The 17,617-nt window shown below is 38.7% G+C and carries 14 protein-coding genes; 6 read left to right on the top strand and 8 right to left on the bottom strand.

Annotation, left to right across the window (positions count from 1 at the left end):
- Positions 1-46 precede the first annotated feature (46 nt).
- On the top strand, positions 47-2,659 hold the full coding sequence (locus NST21_RS23585) for an Ig-like domain-containing protein (RefSeq protein ID WP_340891612.1): 2,613 nt from the start codon (positions 47-49) through the stop codon (positions 2,657-2,659).
- A gap of 384 nt (positions 2,660-3,043) precedes the next feature.
- A complete protein-coding gene (locus tag NST21_RS23580; RefSeq protein ID WP_340891611.1) occupies positions 3,044-4,507 on the top strand; it encodes a protein adenylyltransferase SelO in 1,464 nt (487 codons plus the stop codon).
- Positions 4,508-4,724: 217 nt separating this feature from the next.
- On the opposite strand, the gene NST21_RS23575 is transcribed toward NST21_RS23580, so the two are convergent.
- A complete protein-coding gene (locus NST21_RS23575) occupies positions 4,725-5,153 on the bottom strand; it encodes a MarR family winged helix-turn-helix transcriptional regulator (protein WP_340891610.1) in 429 nt (142 codons plus the stop codon).
- A 122-nt stretch (positions 5,154-5,275) separates the two neighbouring features.
- On the opposite strand from NST21_RS23575, the gene NST21_RS23570 reads away from it, so the two are divergent.
- Positions 5,276-5,863, top strand: a complete 588-nt coding sequence (locus NST21_RS23570) for an NAD(P)H-dependent oxidoreductase (RefSeq protein ID WP_340891609.1) — start codon at positions 5,276-5,278, stop codon at positions 5,861-5,863.
- Positions 5,864-6,005: 142 nt separating this feature from the next.
- Here NST21_RS23570 and NST21_RS23565 read toward each other — a convergent pair whose 3' ends face one another.
- The 7 genes from NST21_RS23565 to nikC all read right to left on the bottom strand — a co-directional run bounded on the left by NST21_RS23565 (position 6,006) and on the right by nikC (position 12,751).
- Positions 6,006-7,334 carry a hypothetical protein gene (locus NST21_RS23565; protein ID WP_056520124.1) on the bottom strand — a complete coding sequence of 443 codons (1,329 nt, stop codon included), beginning with the start codon at positions 7,332-7,334 and terminating at the stop codon, positions 6,006-6,008.
- 3 nt (positions 7,335-7,337) lie between these two features.
- A complete protein-coding gene (locus NST21_RS23560) occupies positions 7,338-8,036 on the bottom strand; it encodes a response regulator transcription factor (protein WP_340891608.1) in 699 nt (232 codons plus the stop codon).
- Positions 8,033-8,800, bottom strand: coding sequence for a sensor histidine kinase (locus tag NST21_RS23555; protein ID WP_056520120.1), 768 nt, complete (start codon positions 8,798-8,800; stop codon positions 8,033-8,035). Before NST21_RS23555 ends, NST21_RS23560 begins: the two co-directional genes overlap by 4 nt.
- A gap of 91 nt (positions 8,801-8,891) precedes the next feature.
- Positions 8,892-9,878 (bottom strand): ABC transporter ATP-binding protein, encoded by a 987-nt coding sequence (locus tag NST21_RS23550; protein WP_340891606.1) that lies wholly within the window; start codon positions 9,876-9,878, stop codon positions 8,892-8,894.
- Positions 9,879-9,880: 2 nt separating this feature from the next.
- Positions 9,881-10,903 carry an ABC transporter ATP-binding protein gene (locus NST21_RS23545; RefSeq protein ID WP_053347727.1) on the bottom strand — a complete coding sequence of 341 codons (1,023 nt, stop codon included), beginning with the start codon at positions 10,901-10,903 and terminating at the stop codon, positions 9,881-9,883.
- A 12-nt stretch (positions 10,904-10,915) separates the two neighbouring features.
- The gene (gene nikB, locus NST21_RS23540; RefSeq protein WP_056520113.1) at positions 10,916-11,836 is read right to left on the bottom strand and encodes a nickel ABC transporter permease; all 921 of its coding nucleotides are present in this window, start codon (positions 11,834-11,836) and stop codon (positions 10,916-10,918) included.
- A 12-nt stretch (positions 11,837-11,848) separates the two neighbouring features.
- On the bottom strand, positions 11,849-12,751 hold the full coding sequence (nikC, locus tag NST21_RS23535; protein ID WP_340891604.1) for a nickel transporter permease: 903 nt from the start codon (positions 12,749-12,751) through the stop codon (positions 11,849-11,851).
- A 208-nt stretch (positions 12,752-12,959) separates the two neighbouring features.
- Between nikC and NST21_RS23530 the strand changes: the two genes are divergently transcribed.
- The 3 genes from NST21_RS23530 (at position 12,960) to NST21_RS23520 (ending at position 17,577) form a co-directional block, all read left to right on the top strand.
- Entirely contained in the window at positions 12,960-14,516 is a 1,557-nt protein-coding gene (locus tag NST21_RS23530; protein ID WP_340891603.1) for a glutathione ABC transporter substrate-binding protein, read from the top strand.
- 66 nt (positions 14,517-14,582) lie between these two features.
- Positions 14,583-16,091 carry an amidohydrolase family protein gene (locus NST21_RS23525; RefSeq protein ID WP_340891602.1) on the top strand — a complete coding sequence of 503 codons (1,509 nt, stop codon included), beginning with the start codon at positions 14,583-14,585 and terminating at the stop codon, positions 16,089-16,091.
- 1 nt (position 16,092) lies between these two features.
- On the top strand, positions 16,093-17,577 hold the full coding sequence (locus NST21_RS23520) for an amidohydrolase family protein (RefSeq protein WP_340891601.1): 1,485 nt from the start codon (positions 16,093-16,095) through the stop codon (positions 17,575-17,577).
- Positions 17,578-17,617 lie beyond the last annotated feature (40 nt).

The raw sequence follows: 17,617 nt of genomic DNA, 5'->3' as shown, positions 1-17,617 counted from the left end.
TTGGAAAATGATATAATATTTGAGATACAGCATGAGGAGGGTTTTTTTGAAGACTAGTATACGTATAATTTTATTTTATTTTGTAGTTTTTTGCTTTTTAATTACTGTTGATTTTAGAGACCATGCAAACGCAGCAAGTGATGCAATCAATCTTGGATTTGAACCTTTAGATACAGTGTTAGATCCGAATGAACCTGTCGTGTACATGACGCAGAATGGTAGTAGATTGATTTATGCAGTTAACTATGAAACTGGTGTAATAAAGACGTTGCAATTGCCTTACATAGCAGAAAGATTAACTGTATATAATGACAAACTTTATGTTACACAGCTGAAGTTTAAGCATAGTATGACAAATTTCGGTCCGTATAATGGTAGTGTGGCAATTGTCGATGCAAATGATTTTTCATTTCAAGAGATGTTGCCTGTGACGATAGATCCCTATGATGTGATTGTTGATAAGGATGGCTATTTGTATGTTACATCTGGCTCGGGTCAACATTCTTATATTAAGGTCTATTCTTTAGCGGACAAAAAAGAAGTAGAGAATAATTCTCGTGCGAGCAGCTATCAAAGTTCCACAATTACTTATAATCCCACGCTTTCAAAAATATATACGATTACTTCGGCTTCATCTCCAAGAGACATTGAAGCGCACGATGTCAATCAAGGTGTGATATCGAGTATATATGACTCACCTTATCATGGAGATTTCCGACTAAATAAGGAGGCGAAAATTTCTCCTGATGACGAAAGAATATATAGTGCTTCATCGGTGTTTAGTTTAGCGAAAGAGAAAACACAAGATTTATTTAATAAATTTACATTTGATGAAGTATATAACGATTTTGAGTTTAGCCTGAAAGACAATGTCACATTTGCGGCAAGTCGCAATGGCGGTATTCATGTGTATACATATGATACGAATGAATATGTATATACGTTGAAGCGTAATATTACTGCAGATAAGCTATTGTTTAAAAATGGTTTAATAGCTATTTATACAGATGTTCAAGGGAATCATTTCTTAGAGTTTATTAAAGATTATGGGGCTGGTCAGTTTACTGTTGATCAGCAATCTTTTACTACATATGATAAAGGCGAAAAATTAATATTGAAAGATTTAACAAATCAATCAAAAAACATACCGACATATAGCGAGTTTAAGCTTTTGTTTAATCATAATATGATACTAAAAGATAAAGAAAAAATTACGCTACAAAGCCCTAATGGGGATGTCAATGTGAGGGTGGCGCTAAATAAGGATCAATTAACGATTACTCCAGAATATTTACTAGATCATACAACATATACGTTAACGATTGGTAAAGATGCATTGGCTGATTATTCAGGGAAATCACTTACGACAAATCATACGATTCAATTTACAACAGCTGTAGCACCAGTAGCGGAGTTATCGATGGCAATGAAAAGCAATAAAACACCATTAGCGTATACGTTCACAGCAAATGCATTTGGCGGTCGTGAGCCATTGTATCAATTCGAAGTGTATGAAGGAAACTCAAAGCAAGGACGGGTGCTTCAAAAATTTAGTTCATCGTCAAATCTTATATGGCGCCCAAGCCATCAAGGAACATATACGATGAAAGTACTTGCGAAAAGTAAAGAATCCACTGCGGTAGCAGATAAAGAATATAGCATGGAAGTAACGGTAGTAGATGAAGAGCTACCAACTGCGACATTAATACCCAGCACGAAATCACTAACGAATGGGAATATTGATATTACAATTCACGCGAATGATAATTTAGGTATTCGCTCAATTACACTGCCACATAACGATATTGTCTATAAAGACAAAGCGGTGTATACGGTTAGTGGCAACGGAACCTATACATTCGAGATTGAAGACGTGTTAGGTAATGTTATTAAAAAGTCAATCAAAATTAGCAATATCGATAAAGTCAAACCAACAATCACATTATCCACGAATACAACTGAACCTACGAAAAAAGATGTAACGATTGTAGCGAAAACAGCAGATAACATGCGCATCAAAAACATCCAATTACCTGACGGCACGATTTTAAATGGCGCAAGTACCATCTTTGTCGTGAGTAAATCAGGTGAATACAAATTCACAGTAGAAGATACAGCTGGTAATTTGGCAACAAAATCAATTACTATCAATAATATTTTTAAAGGCAAACCAGCGACACCAACAGTGAGTACCATTTGGGATTCGCATACAGTAATTAAAGGAAAAGCGACACCGAATACGACAGTTTATGTGAAAAAGGGCCAAACAATCATCAACTCGGCGAAGGCTTCTATTAAAGGAAACTACAGTATCAAAATTTCAAAACAAAAAGCGGGTATAAAAATTGCGGTATACGCAAAAGATCCATTAAACAATATAAGTAAAACAAAGACTGTTACAGTCATCGATAAAACTGCACCAACGACGCCAAAGATAAATAAAGTTACAGCGAATACAAAAATACTGACAGGTAAAGCAGAAAAAGGCGCAACAGTCTATATTTATAATGGCAACAAGTATGTGAAAAAAGGTACTGTTGATACAAAGGGCAATATTCGCATCACAATTGCGAAGCAAAAGAAAGGTGCTACTTTAACAGTATTCGCAAAGGATAAGTCTGGAAACAAGAGTAAAGTATGTTTAGTTAAAGTAAATTAATTAAGAGTGCTTCCAAAACCTCATTTAGACACAATACGGAGAACCGTATCACATGTGATGGTAAACAAAAAAGTAGAAATTATAATCAAATAAGATATTCTTAAGAGAAGAAGCAGGAACCCATTAAGGGTACCTGCTTTAATTCAATTCTAGGAGCAGTGTGAAGAGATAATGGTGGGAGTATGCCGATGTTTTCGTAAAATCCCAAGCAGCGACAGGCAATCATCCATACTTAAAGAGAGCCATTTTTATGTGGAAACGGTATAATAAATTGGCAGAAGTAGACATTAAAATGGACTGCACTTGATTTTAATGGCGTGTATATAACTGAATGATGAGAGAGGAACCATTATACAAAAAGACAAAAGAAGAAAAGGAGAAACTATGACAAAAAGTAATGAAACAGGATGGAATTTAGACAATAGTTATTCCCGTCTTCCGGAAAAATTTTTCACCAGTACCAACCCGACTCCTGTAAGTTCACCGGAGTTGATCATTCTCAATGAACAGTTGGCAGCATCCCTTGGTTTGGACGTTCAGGCATTGCAAAGCGAAGATGGCGTAGCGGTGTTTGCTGGAAACCGGATTCCAGAAGGTGCTTCGCCTCTTGCTCAAGCATACGCGGGGCATCAATTCGGACATTTTAACATGTTAGGGGACGGACGGGCGGTGCTTCTTGGAGAGCAGATCTTGCCTCAAGGCGAGAGGGTTGATATTCAGCTTAAGGGTCCAGGAAGAACGCCTTACTCCCGCGGGGGTGATGGCCGGGCTGCCCTTGGACCGATGCTGCGCGAATACATCATCAGCGAAGCGATGCATGGACTCGGCATTCCTACCACCCGAAGTCTGGCAGTGGTGACAACCGGTGAATCAGTAATCCGCGAAACCGGGCTGCCTGGTGCAATTATGACCCGTGTGGCTGCAAGTCATCTACGTGTAGGAACCTTTCAATTCGCTGCAAAATGGGGAACGGTTGAGGAACTACGGGCCCTTGCCGACTATACAAGAAAGCGCCATTATCCAGACGTTGAAGTAGATGAAAACCGCTATCTCTCGCTACTTCAGGAAGTGATCAAGCGTCAGGCTAAGCTTATTGCCCAATGGCAGCTTGTCGGCTTCATTCATGGGGTAATGAATACTGACAACATGACGATTAGCGGAGAAACCATCGACTATGGTCCTTGTGCCTTCATGGATGCCTATGATCCGGCAACGGTTTTCAGTTCCATTGATACCCAAGGCCGCTATGCTTATGGCAATCAGCCCTATATTGCTGGGTGGAATCTTGCACGATTTGCTGAAGCATTATTGCCGCTGTTGCATGATGATCAGGAGCAGGCTGTTAAACTGGCCCAGGATAAAATTTCAGTATTTAATGAGTTGTATCAATCTAATTGGCTCGCAGGAATGAGAGCAAAACTGGGGCTATTTAACGAAGAGGAACAGGATGAATCCCTTATTGATGACCTCCTCAATATGATGAAGAAGCATGGTGCCGACTATACCAATACCTTCCGCACATTAACTTTTGATACACCGAAGGATACGGTCCTATTTGAGACACCGGAATTCGCTCAGTGGCATGAGCTCTGGCAGGCGAGACTAAGCAGGCAGAAGGAATCGAAAGCATCCTCGAATCAGTTGATGCAAAACAGCAATCCTGCGGTTATCCCACGGAACCACCGGGTAGAAGAGGCACTGGAAGCAGCAGTGGAAAAAGGAGACTTCAGCGTGATGGAACGGCTTTTGGATGTTCTTTCAAACCCTTACGCGCACTCCGCCGAACAGGCTGAATACTCCACACTGCCTGAGTCAACAACACCTTACCGGACCTTTTGCGGTACCTGATTTATAAGGATTAGAGAAGTCAATTTGTGAGGCTGAAAGACAAAAGAAGGATCCTAGAACATTCTCCTCATTAAGCGTGAATGAGGATGAAATGGATTTTGGAATAAAAACCGCCTAGTGTTTGGAGATAATAAAGGAGCTCCCTCGATTGAAAGATGATCAGTTTTAAACGATTATCTTTCAATCGAGGGAGCCATTTTTCTGTACTACATGTCCATCAGTAAAATAGTTTTGTTTGAAGAATATCCATGGCACTCTCAATATCCTCTAAATCTTCTTTCGAAGCATTTTGCATTCGACTTTGGAAACGAGATTCTACGACTGCAAAGGCTTCGTTCATCATGGTTTCCCCCTCTTTCGAGAGACGAATATATTGTTTTCGTCGATCTTCAGTATCACTTAATTTTTCGATTAAATTCTTTTCGCTTAATTTTTTCAGCTCACGACTCGTGTTTGGCATTGATATATGCTGACAGTCACTGATTTCACTTGGAGTGACAGGCTGACTGACAGTTATATATTCAAGAATGTTATATTGAACTGGCGTGATGGAATCAGATTTAGCATTTTGTGTTAATTCGTGTGTCACCTGATGAACAGAAGTTGTAAATGACACCCATTTATCAAAAAGAGCTTTTTTGTCCATAACTTTCACCTCTTACTGAGAAGATAACAAAAATGTTATCATAATACAATTATCATTTGACAATAAAAATCTGTGAGTGTTATAGTTTTGTTATCAAATGATAAGTAAGTAGGGGGTGCGTCATGAACATGCTAGTCATTTACACATATCCTAATCACAAAAGTTTAAGTTATGAGTTTTTACAAAAAATCATCAAAGGTAGTAATGAGAACCCTAACATAAAGGAGTTGCAGGTCTTAGATTTATATGAAGAGGGCTTTAATCCACTCCTAGTGTTCAATGAGCATAAACGAAGGCGTGATATGCACCGTGATCCTCACCTTGAAAAATATAGAAATCAAATTACTTGGGCTGACAAGATTGTCTTTGTCTATCCAATCTGGTGGGGGAGGCCTCCCGCAATGCTTATGGGATATATTGATCAATTATTTGCTGCAAATTTTGCCTATAGGGATAAGAAGGGACTTCTACCAGAAGGACTTTTAAAAGGAAAGTCAGTTGTATGTGTTTCCACTATGAAGGGACCTACAAAATATCCACTTCTCTGGTTGAATAATGCGCATAAAATATTGATGAAAAAAGCCTTATTTAATTTTGTGGGTATCAAAAAAGTGAAGTTTTTTGAATTTGGTAATATGGAAAGTTCAAATGGAAAACAAACAAAAAAACTAGATAAGGTATATCGGTATTTCAAAAAGGTGGAAAGCTAAGATAATCGTTTTCGTTACTTTTTACGAGATTAAGAGAGAAACCCCATTCATGTACGGAACAGCGTAATGTACATGAATGGGGTTGGTAGTATTTAGACGTTCTTTAAAAATTGCACCAAATCCGATAAAACTTACTTCTTAATTAGTTCAGTTTAGTTTTAAAAAATCTCCATTTAGTCTTAATGAACGAAAGAATCGTACAAATCACTATAATGGTAAATGAAGCTAACCCACTAAACCAAATGCTTTGAAAATCACTTACGTAAGGTTGAATAATGTATGAGATAACTATAGCTAAGACTGCGCTTATTGGAATGAAATTCGCAACTTTGCCTTTACTAAATACTATTGCCAGAAATGGTGCTAGCAATGCTGAATATATATTTCCAGAATAAAATAAAAGCTCTAATAGGGTTGGAGAATTGAAGAGTGTAGCAACAAAAATCATTCCTCCAATCAAGATTGATAGAAGATAGGCCATTCTTATTTTTTGTTGGTCACTTTTTTTAGTTTGGAAAGGTTCTAAAATATTGGCTACAATTAAGCTTATTAATGAATGTAGACAGGCACCAAATGTGGAGGTGATTGCACTAAATGCACATAATACGAAAAGAATAAAAATGAAAGGTGTCGTAATCTTGTTAGCTAATCCAACTAAAATAGAATGTATATCAGTGAACCCACCTGTAAAGATAACCATGATAAAAAGAGATGAAAAGGATAATGGGAATGTAATCCATATAAGACCAGATAAGGAAAATGTTAAGGGGACTTTTTTTATTTCTATCATAAATAGACGATGCCATGATGTGAGGTCAAAGAAAAACTGACCGAACCCTACTAGAAGCCCTGCAAAAATAAAATTCCATAAATCATACTTATTGATTACTAGCATATATGGGTGATATAGACGGATCCCATCATAAACAGGTTGAATCCCTTCCTTGACGAAAAAGTATAATGGAATTAAGATAGCGGCGGCAAACATAGAAATGACTTGAAAAGATGCGATTCCGTGAATAAATTTTAACCCGCCGAATCCAGCAAAAAGAACACAAAAACAGAAAAAGAAGAACAACCCTACATAAAGTGGCGTATCAAAAAGAAATTGACAAAGAGTAGACGCTGCCATTCCCTGAATGAATAAAGTGTGTAAACTAGTTAATACCAGAATCACCATCAAGATCCAATATCCCAAAGGATGAAGCCTGGTTTTTAAATAGTCCCCCATAGTCAATCCCATGGGAAAATCCTGCCGAACCCTCTTCCCGATGAAACTGAACATGAACAGGGCGATCGCTCCCATTAGAGCATAGCCAATTCCCCCGAAAACTCCATACTTTACCATGGACTCAGGAGAGGATAATATCGTGGTTCCTGTCACCCAACGTGCCAGGAGGGAGATAATTCCTAAGCCTATCCCAATTTGAATAGGGCCTTGTACGTATTCTTGAAATGAACGAGGACGCAATGTTTATTTTCCTTTCTCACGGAACTCTTTGGGCGTTATTCCTTCTATCTTACGGAATATAGTGCTGAAATAATGTTGACTATTAAATCCTGAGTTTTCAGCAACGTCTGATATGTTCCAACTCGTGTTATTGGTTAAAAATCGTTTAGCGGCTTGTATTCTATAATGTATTAAATATTCTGTAAAAGAAGCGCCGACTTCTTCGTGAAATTTCCTACTCAAATAGGTCGGGTTTGTATGTACTTCACGAGCAATGTCGGAAAGAGAGATTTTTTCAGCAAAATTGTCATGAATAAATGAAAGCGAATGATGAATTAGGCTTGAATAATCATGAGATGAGTCTTGTTTATTATACTTAGATAGAACTTTATGCAAATCACTTTCAATTACAGGTTTCGTTAAATAATCAACCACTCCTATTCTTATGGATTGTTGGGCATAATCGAAACTTTGATGTGCTGTAACCATTATTATTTCTACTTCTTTGTTTACCGCCCTCAGGTCTTCACCAAATTCAAGACCGGATCGCCCAGGTAGATTAATATCTAAAAAAGCGAGGTTTATTTTGAAATTTTGGTTGATGGTAAGTGCTTGACAGGCATCAGCGGCTTTGTGAAACTTCCAATAAGGGTATATAGACTGAATCATATATTCCATTTGTTCAAGTTCTAATGGTTCGTCATCAACTAATAATACATTCATTCCGAAGCTCCCTCCTCAACTCTCTTATCATAAACCAGTGGCCAAACTACCTTTACCCTTGTTCCTGACTCATTAGAAGAAATAATTATTTGTGCACGGTTACTAAAGTACAAATCTAAACGTTTTTGGATATTGTCTAAGCCATGACCGCCTTTCTCTGTAAAGGAAGTGGCTTTTACCATTAAACCATTATCTATTACTTCTAAATATATCGTCTGGGAATCCTGATAGAATCGGATACTAAGAAGTGCTTCTCCCACTTTTTTTTCTAAACCGTGTTTAAACGAATTCTCAACTAAAGTCTGCAGAATGAAGGGTGGAACTAGTGCAATTAATAATTGGTCGGGGCACTCCATATCTATCTTAAGCCGATCACCAAAGCGAAGACTTTGTATGTCTAGATAATGCTGAGTATACTGAATTTCTTGAGCTAGGGGAATTAATGGTTCAGATGCTTTATACTTGAATTTTAAGAATTGCGAAAATGCCTCTAAGGCACGTATCAATTCTGTCGTTCTGTTTAAACGTGCCAAGCTTAATATGACATTTAGTGTATTAAACAAAAAGTGAGGCTGAATTTGCTGGTTTAATTTATTATATTGGGCTTCTTGGAGTGCTTGTTCCAGCCGTATCTCTTTGTTTTTATTTTCAAGAAGATCAATTCTCTTCTCAAATACAAACAGAAATAAAAGAGCAATAGCTCCCATGATAGGAGCTAAAATAAAAAGCATGATTAATAATGTAAATCCCTCGTAACTAAGCATTATGAACCTCTAATGATAATATTTTTATATAACTTTAATAATTCTGCTTATTAGTATCTTACTAAAGACTCCTTCGGAAATCTATTACAATTTATGACACAATGTGACAAGCGACTTGATGATTTTGGGCAGAAATCTTTAATTCAGGTAACTGTGATTTGCAGATATCTATAGCAAAAGGACACCGTGTATGAAAGCGGCAGCCGCTTGGAGGATCAATAGGTGAGGGGACATCACCCGTTAATAGAATTCGTTCTCTTTCTTGCACTGGATTTGGAACTGGGATAGCAGATAGTAATGCCCGTGTATATGGGTGCTGCGGCTGTTCAAAAATGGACTTTTTGTCAGCAATTTCGACTATCTTTCCTAGGTACATGACCATTACACGATCCGAGATATGTCTAACCACACCTAAATCATGTGAAATAAAAAGAAAGGTAAGATCGAATTGTCGTTGTAATGATTTTAATAAATTTAGTACTTGCGCTTGAATAGAGACATCAAGTGCAGATACAGCTTCATCACAAATGATCAGTTTTGGATCTACTGCAAGCGCCCGTGCAATACCGATTCTCTGCCGCTGGCCCCCGCTAAATTCGTGTGGGTATCTTTCCATGGATTCTGGTCTCAAGCCGACATGGCCTAATAATTCTTCAATTCTGCTCTTTCGGTTTTCTTTAGGCACTACATTTTGTATGGATAAGGCTTCTCCGAGAATTTGTCCTATAGTCTGTCTAGGATTAAGGGAGGCAAATGGATCCTGAAAAATAACTTGCAAATCCTTCCTTGTACTCCTCATTTCTTTTTTTCCCAAACTTAGTAAATCCCTATCCTGAAAGTGTATACTCCCACTTGTAGGTTCATCTAATCGAAGAATGGCCCGTCCAGTTGTCGATTTCCCACAGCCAGATTCACCAACTATACTCAAGGTTTCTCCCTGATAGATATTAAAGCTAATGTCGTCAACAGCTTTTACATGATTAATAGTTCTCCCGAAAAACCCACCCTTAATTGGGAAATATTGTTTCAATTGATTTACTTTTAGCAGAACCTTTTTCTCTACAACTGATAATACCATTATTAAACCCCTACTTTCTCTTGAGCGTCATATTCTTTCTCCCATTGGGGGGTAAACATCCAACAGCTGACCTGGGTACTTGGGCCGGTTGTTTGAAGATCCGGTACAGCTTGTTCACAAATTTTCTTCGCGTGTGCACAACGGGGTGCAAAGCTGCAGCCTTTGGGCATATTGTATGGACTTGGAACAGTCCCGGGTATGGTAGTCAATTCTTCCTGGTCCATGTCGAGACGTGGTAGGGAGTTCAATAAACCAATCGTGTATGGATGTTTAGGATTTGTGAATATCTCTTTTGCCAGTGTGTATTCAACAATTTTCCCTGCGTACATGACAGCTACTCGGTCACATGTTTCATATACGACCCCTAAATCATGAGTAATCAAAATGACAGCCGTACCGAAATCCTTTTGCAGGGTTTTTATTAGCTCTAAAATTTGGGCTTGAATCGTCACATCAAGGGCTGTTGTAGGTTCATCCGCTATTAATACCTCAGGGTGGCATGCAAGTGCCATTGCAATCATGACCCTTTGTCTCATTCCGCCGCTTAGTTCATGCGGCTCCTGTTTTGCCCTTTTTTCAGGAGAGGGGATTCCGACAAGCCGAAGCATGTCAACTGCTTTGTTCCAAGCTTCTTTTTTTCCTAGCTTTTGATGAAGTCTTATAGCTTCTGCAATTTGTTCACCCGCTGAATAAACGGGATTTAATGATGTCATTGGTTCCTGAAAAATCATAGAAATCTCATTACCACGTATGGATCGCATCTGTTTTTCAGTCTTTGTAAGTAGATCCTCACCTTTAAAAAGGATGCTGCCCCCGGTAATTTTTCCGGGAGGGGATTGGATTAACCTTAATAGTGATAAGGAAGTAATACTTTTACCACTCCCAGATTCCCCTACAATTCCAAGAGTTTCCCCTTTGTTTAGGGTGAAACTAATTCCATTAACTGCTTTACTCGTTCCTTCATCAGTAAAAAAGTAGGTCTGCAGATTTTTAACTTCCAGTATTTTTTCTTCAAACTGTTTCATCTTAGTACCTCCCTAATTTAAGTCTATTCGCTTGTTAAAGTATCGATAGAGGACATCTACAGCTAGATTCATAAATACAAAGATAACAGATGCAATAAGGACCCCGCCTTGTACCATTGGTAAATCTCTCGTTCTAATGGCATCAACTATTAACCTACCAAGTCCATTGATGGCAAATACGGACTCTGTTAATACGGTACCTCCAAGGAGCGCACCGAATTGAAGACCAACGACTGTAATAACAGGGATAAGCGCATTTTTTAGACCGTGCTTATATATAATGACATGCTCTTTTAATCCCTTGGCTTTTGCTGTACGAATATAGTCTTGACGAACAACTTCGAGCATACTTGACCTGGTCATTCTGGCTACAATTGCAGCTCCTCCCGCCCCGAGGGTAATAGCTGGGAGAATCATGTGATTAATAGTTCCCCAACCTGAAACAGGAAACCACTGAAGATTAACGGAAAAAAAGTAGATAAGCATTAGACCTAACCAAAAACTAGGTAAAGAGATTCCTAATAAAGCAACGATCATGATAGAAATGTCAGCTGCTGAGTATTGCTTAGTGGCTGAGATAATTCCCGCCAACATTCCAAGGACAACGGTTATAAAAATACTTGCAAGAGCAAGTTCTAGGGTGATTGGCAAGCGGACCAAAATCTCGTCCAAAACAGGGCGGCTACTACGAAGTGATTCTCCAAAATCACCTTGTACAGCATGGATTACATAGTCAAAGTACTGATAGAGGATTGGACGATCCAAGCCAAGCTGATGTCGAATCATTTCTATCGTTTCTTTAGTTGCTCCTTCACCTGCAAGCAGGGTTGCCGGGTCTCCGGGAACCATCTGCATGATGAGAAAAACCACAAGACTTACTCCTAGTAATACCGGTATGGTTTGCAAAATTCGCCGGACAATAAATACAAACATTTTCTCTCCTCCTTATTTTTTCATTCTTGGGTCTAGGGCATCTCTTAGTCCATCACCGAATACGTTGAATCCGAGTACAAGTGTTGATATGGCGATTCCTGGAAACAAAGCGATGTGAGGGGCACTGAACAAATAATCTCGTCCGCTGCTTAACATGGCTCCCCATTCTGGAGAAGGAGGCTGAGCTCCTAGCCCTAGGAATGACAAGCCGGCTGCTGATAGAATGGCTGTAGCTAGACGTAATGTAGCTTGAACGATGACAGGTGAAAGAATATTAGGGAAAATGTGTTTGAAAATAATCGTGAAGTCAGTGGCACCTAATGCACGAATGGCATCAATATATTCAAGCTTCCTAACTGAAAGTGTGGAACCCCGTACAATACGTGCAAACATAGGAATTGAAAAGACACCAACTGCTACCATTACGTTAATTAAACTTGGCCCTAGAGCACTTATAATTGCAAGGGCAAGCAATATTCCTGGGAAAGCAAGTAGAACATCAACAATCCTCATAATGACGGTATCAATCCATTTTCCATAATAGCCTGCTGTTAATCCTAAGAGTATGCCAATAAACGCCCCGAAGAACACAGAGACAAATCCAACAGATAATGAAAGACGGGTTCCATATAATAATCTGCTTAAAATATCTCTTCCCTTATCATCTGTTCCCATCCAATGATCTGTTGTGGGGGGCTGGAGTTTGTTGACTAAATCAATTTCATAGGGATCCTGTGGTGAAATTAAAGGTGCAAAAATGGCTAATAAAATATAAAAAAGTACGATGTACCCGCCTATCAATGCCAATTTATTTCTCTTAAACTTTTTATAAAAGGCTTTCCAGTGTTTTAGTTTTGAAGATTTTTTGTTGTTTAGATTTAATTCGGTATTATTTATAACGACCTCTGGCTTCATGGCAACTCCTCCTTTTCTTTCATTAAATTTATTCAAAATAGGTATTGAAGTAAATATGATGCGGAAAAGCAGTAAAGATAATAAAAAAATGAGTAAAGATTCTGAAAATATAAAATTTTGTTTTTTTTTATAATTTGATTATGCCCAATGTACTAATAGAAAAAAGTTGCTTGGAAAACAAAGGGAATTATGAAAGGGAGGAAAAATAATGAGAAAAGGCATGGTTGGATTACTATTTGCATCGTTATTAGGTATCTCATCGGTTTTATCTGGATGTACATCAGATCAAACAAGCAGCAAGGAACCAGAAAGAGAAGCGAAAGAAGGGGGAACACTAGTCGTCGCCCGGCTATCTGACGCGACTACCCTAGACCCTCATTTCATTACAGACATTCCTTCAGCAAATGTTGTATATGAAAAGGTTTATGAAACATTGGTTGTTCCCGACAAAAACATGGAACCACAACCTCTGCTCGCAAAAGAATGGAAACAGCTCGATGATGTAACGTGGGAGTTTAAACTGCGTGAGGGAGTGAAATTCCATGATGGAGCACCATTCAATGCTGAAGCGGTAAAAACTAATTTTGACAGATTATTAGATCCAAAAACATCTTCTCCACAGGCGGGTAAATTGGAAATGATCAAAGAAATCAAAGTAGTTGATGAAACGACTGTACAATTTAAACTGAAATACCCTTATGCTCCACTATTATCCATATTAGTAAGTAATGAAGGTAGCATTTTAAGTCCAAAAGCCATTACAGAAAATAGTGACAAACTAGGCCAAAATCCTGTTGGAACAGGACCATTTGTTTTTAAATCTTGGAAGTCGGGAGAAGAGATTACACTATCAAAAAATAAGAACTACTGGGGAGATAAACCTAAGATTGATGGGGTAGTATTCAAGGTTGTCCCTGAAGATGCTACGAGAATTGCGATGGTTGAAACAGGTGAAGCACATGTGACTGATCAAGTACCCGTGACTGAGATTGATAGAATTGAAGCATCAGACACGATGGATTTATATCGCACAGATGGACTTGCTGTTGAATACCTAAGCTTTAATGTTAAGAATAAGCCATTTGATGATGTACGTGTTCGTAAAGCAGTCGCGCATGCGATCGAGGTTGACTCTATTATTAAAGGCGTTTATAACGATGTTGGTACGAAGGCAAATTCCACAATGAGCCCGAAGGTTTTCGGTTATGATCCAGATATAAAAGGATACGACTATGATATAAATGAATCGAAAAAGCTATTGAAGGAAGCCGGAGTTAAGGATGGCTTGGAGATTACATTAACAACGAGTGATCGTAAGGAAAGAATAAATATGGCAGAGGTAATCCAATCCCAGTTAAAAGGAATTGGAATTAAGGTCAAAATTCAAGTTCTTGAATATGGGGCTTATATTGACGCGACTGCTAAAGGTGAACATCAGGTTTCAATAGGTGGTTGGGGCAATGCTACGGGAGATGGAGATTATAATCAATTCAATCTTTTTGATAGTAAATCCCAAGGTGCTGCTGGAAATAGTTCATTCTACAGTAATCCTGAAGTGGATAAATTGATTGAAACAGCACGTAAAGAATCAGATGGAGATAAACGTAAGGAACTATATTCGAAAGCACAAGAAATTGAAAGAGAAGAAGTGCCATATGTTCCAATCCGTAACTATGAACATCTTGCCGTTTATGGAGAAACTGTTAAAGGACTTTGGCTGAATCCAGCAAATTATTTAATGCTTGATGACATAACTGTGCAGTAGAGAATTTATCAAAAAGGGCAGACAGCATACGGCCGTTATGCTGTCTTCTCAATTAGGAGGGAAAATATGATTGATTTGCTTCTCATTCATGGGACTGTGATAACCATGGATCAAAATAGACGAATTCTTCAAGATGGTGCCATCGCCATAAACCAAGGAAGAATTTTAGACGTTGATTTAACAGAAAAACTGAAATCGAAGTATGAGGCAAAAAAAGTTATTGATTGTAGCCATCAATGTATATTGCCTGGATTAATAGATGTTCATGGTCATGGGGGACATTCTATGTTTAAAACAATTGCTATGGAGAATATTGATTTTTGGATGCCTATTATGACAAACACGTATAAACATTTTGTAACAGATGACTTTTGGTACTACGAAGGAAAACTCTCCTCTCTAGAGAGATTAAAGGCTGGCGTGACAACAGGTGTAAGTGTTTTAGGCTCCATGCCACGATCCGATGATCCAATTTTCGCAATAAATCATGCGAAAGCGTACGCTGAAGTAGGTGTTAGAGAGGTTGTCTGCACGGGTCCTTGCAACCCTCCATGGCCTCATTCATTCAGCCGATGGATTGACGGAAAAAGAATTGTAAAGGAAGTTTCCTATGAAGAAGTATTAATGGGGGCAGAAGCTGTAATTGAAGCGCTGAATCATGCAAATGAAGACCGCACGAGAGCGTTTATTACACCATTTGTCATTGTTACGTCCGTTGATCCCTCCAATCCCACATCTCCTGACAGGCTTTATGGGTTAAATAGTCATGATCTTTATCAAGCGAAAAAAATTAGAGAAATTGCCAGGAAATATGACACAAGGATACACTCTGATGCCTTTGGTGGGATGATTCATTTAGCGATACAGGATAAGAAAAATGCCTTGTTGGGTCCCGATGTCCATTTACAGCATTGTCGCGGTATTTCCTTTGATGAGGCAAGGATACTTGCAGAAACAGGTACTAATGTTAGTGCATCTCCTGGATTTGGGCAGGTTCATGCACGTACCCCCATAACTGAATTATTAGAAATGGGTGCAACTGTAGCAATCTCTACAGATGGGACTTCCCCTTCTACAAGTTTTGATATGTTTCAGGCAATGAGGAAAACACAGTTTGTTCACCAAGCAGCACTTAGAGACTATTATTATTTACCCCCTGGCAAGCTATTAGAAATGATTACGATAGATGCAGCGAAATGCATTGGCTGGGATGATGAAATAGGCTCCCTAGAGATTGGGAAAAAAGCGGATGTCATCACAGTCAATCTGCATCAGCCGCATCTGACTCCAGAATTCATGCATGTCCATAGACTTGTATTTCAAGCAGTGGCGAATGATGTGGAGCATGTCATTGTCGACGGCAAATTAATTATGGAAGGGCGAAATGTACGAACAGTTCATGAAAGTACAGTACTAAATGAGGCAAATGAAGAGGCGTTTTCAACGATAAAGCGTGCTGGACTCGAAAAATATATGCAGCCGACGAAATATTTCTGGGGACATGCCCGTGCATATGTAGATGAAAAGAGATATGACGAACGAGAAAACACTGCTGCTATGTGGAAAGGAGAATAAGATGAAAATCAAACTTAAAGGAAGATACGTAATTGGTTATGATGGGTGCGACCATGTCATTTTGGAAAATGCGGAGATTGTTTATGAAAAAGACACGATTGTGTATGTTGGAAAAAATTATACTGAAGAAGTAGATGAGGTGATAGACGCTGGTAATGCTATCATTAGTCCTGGTTTTATAGATTTAAATGCATTAGGGGACATTGACCATGATATTTTACATTTAGAAGCTGGTTCTAATAGACAGAAAAACCTTCTCTGGTCAGAGCAATATATAGAAAGGGGACATCATGAATTAATGACCGAGGAAGAAGAGTCCTTTAAATCTTTATATGCTTATTCACAGCTCATTCTTCATGGGGTAACAACAGCCATGCCTATAACTTCTGTTTTTTATAAAGGCTGGGCTGAAACCTATGAAGAATTAGCATCTGCAGCGAAACATGCGGCTAGCTTAGGGTTAAGAATTTACCTAGGACCCAGTTATCAATCCGGGATTAGAGTCGTCCAGCCTGATGGAAATATCAAACTGCACTGGGATGAAAAAGCGGGGGAAGCTGGATTACAGAGAGCTGTAGAGTTTGTAGAAAGATTTGATGGAGCCTTTGAAGGATTGGTTAGAGGGATGCTTGCCCCAGAACGTATCGAGTCTCAAACTGAAGATAATTTGCTTCAGACAAAATATTACAGTGAAAAATTAGGGGTTCCCATAAAGCTTCATGCTGCACAAGGAAGTTTTGAGTTCAACACCATATTGGAAGAACATGGTGTAACACCTATTAGGTATTTGTACGATCTTGGTTTTCTGGGTCCAAGAACAGGGATACCGCATGCCCATTTTGTGTCAGGATATAGTGAAGCGAGATACGGCAAGGGTGATGACTTAGCGCTTCTAAAAGAAACAAATACAACAGTGATTCATTGCCCTCTAATTATCGGGAGGCATGGTTCAGCTTTAGAATCCTTTGCAAAATATAAAAGGTCAGGAATAAATATAGCGCTTGGAACGGATACCTTCCCTCCAGATATGTTTCAGAATGTTAGGACAGGGAGCATGCTCTCACGGTTGGTGGAAAAAGAGGTTGAAGGCTCTACGTATGCCGATCTCTTTCGGTCAGCCACTCTTGGTGCAGCTGCTTTCCTTGGGAGGAACGACCTCGGCCGTATTGCTGTAGGTGCAAAAGCAGATATTATTGCGATTGACTTAGACAGTTTTCATATGGGTGTAATAGATGATCCCATTCGAACCATGTTCGTTAGTGGATCTGGAAGAGACGTTAAATTATCTATCATTAATGGCAGGATAGTCATGGAAAATCAAAATATTCCTAATCTTGATATGGAAGTAATCAAAGACAAGGGACAAAAATATTTTAACAAGATGAGAAGAGGATATATGGAAAGGGATTATCAGCAGCTTTCAGAGAAGGAATTGTTTCAGCCGTCGTTTAAGGTTGTAGAATCGATAGCTCATACAGAAGTATGAACATTATTTTATTAAAAACAAGTAAAGAAAATGAAAAATA

Origin of the sequence: Peribacillus sp. FSL K6-1552 (assembly GCF_038005205.1) — a bacterium.
In the GTDB taxonomy this organism is placed as follows: Bacteria; Bacillota; Bacilli; order Bacillales; family DSM-1321; genus Peribacillus; species Peribacillus butanolivorans.
Note: the sequence above shows the minus strand (reverse complement) of the source record. Positions and strands in the feature narration are given on the sequence as shown.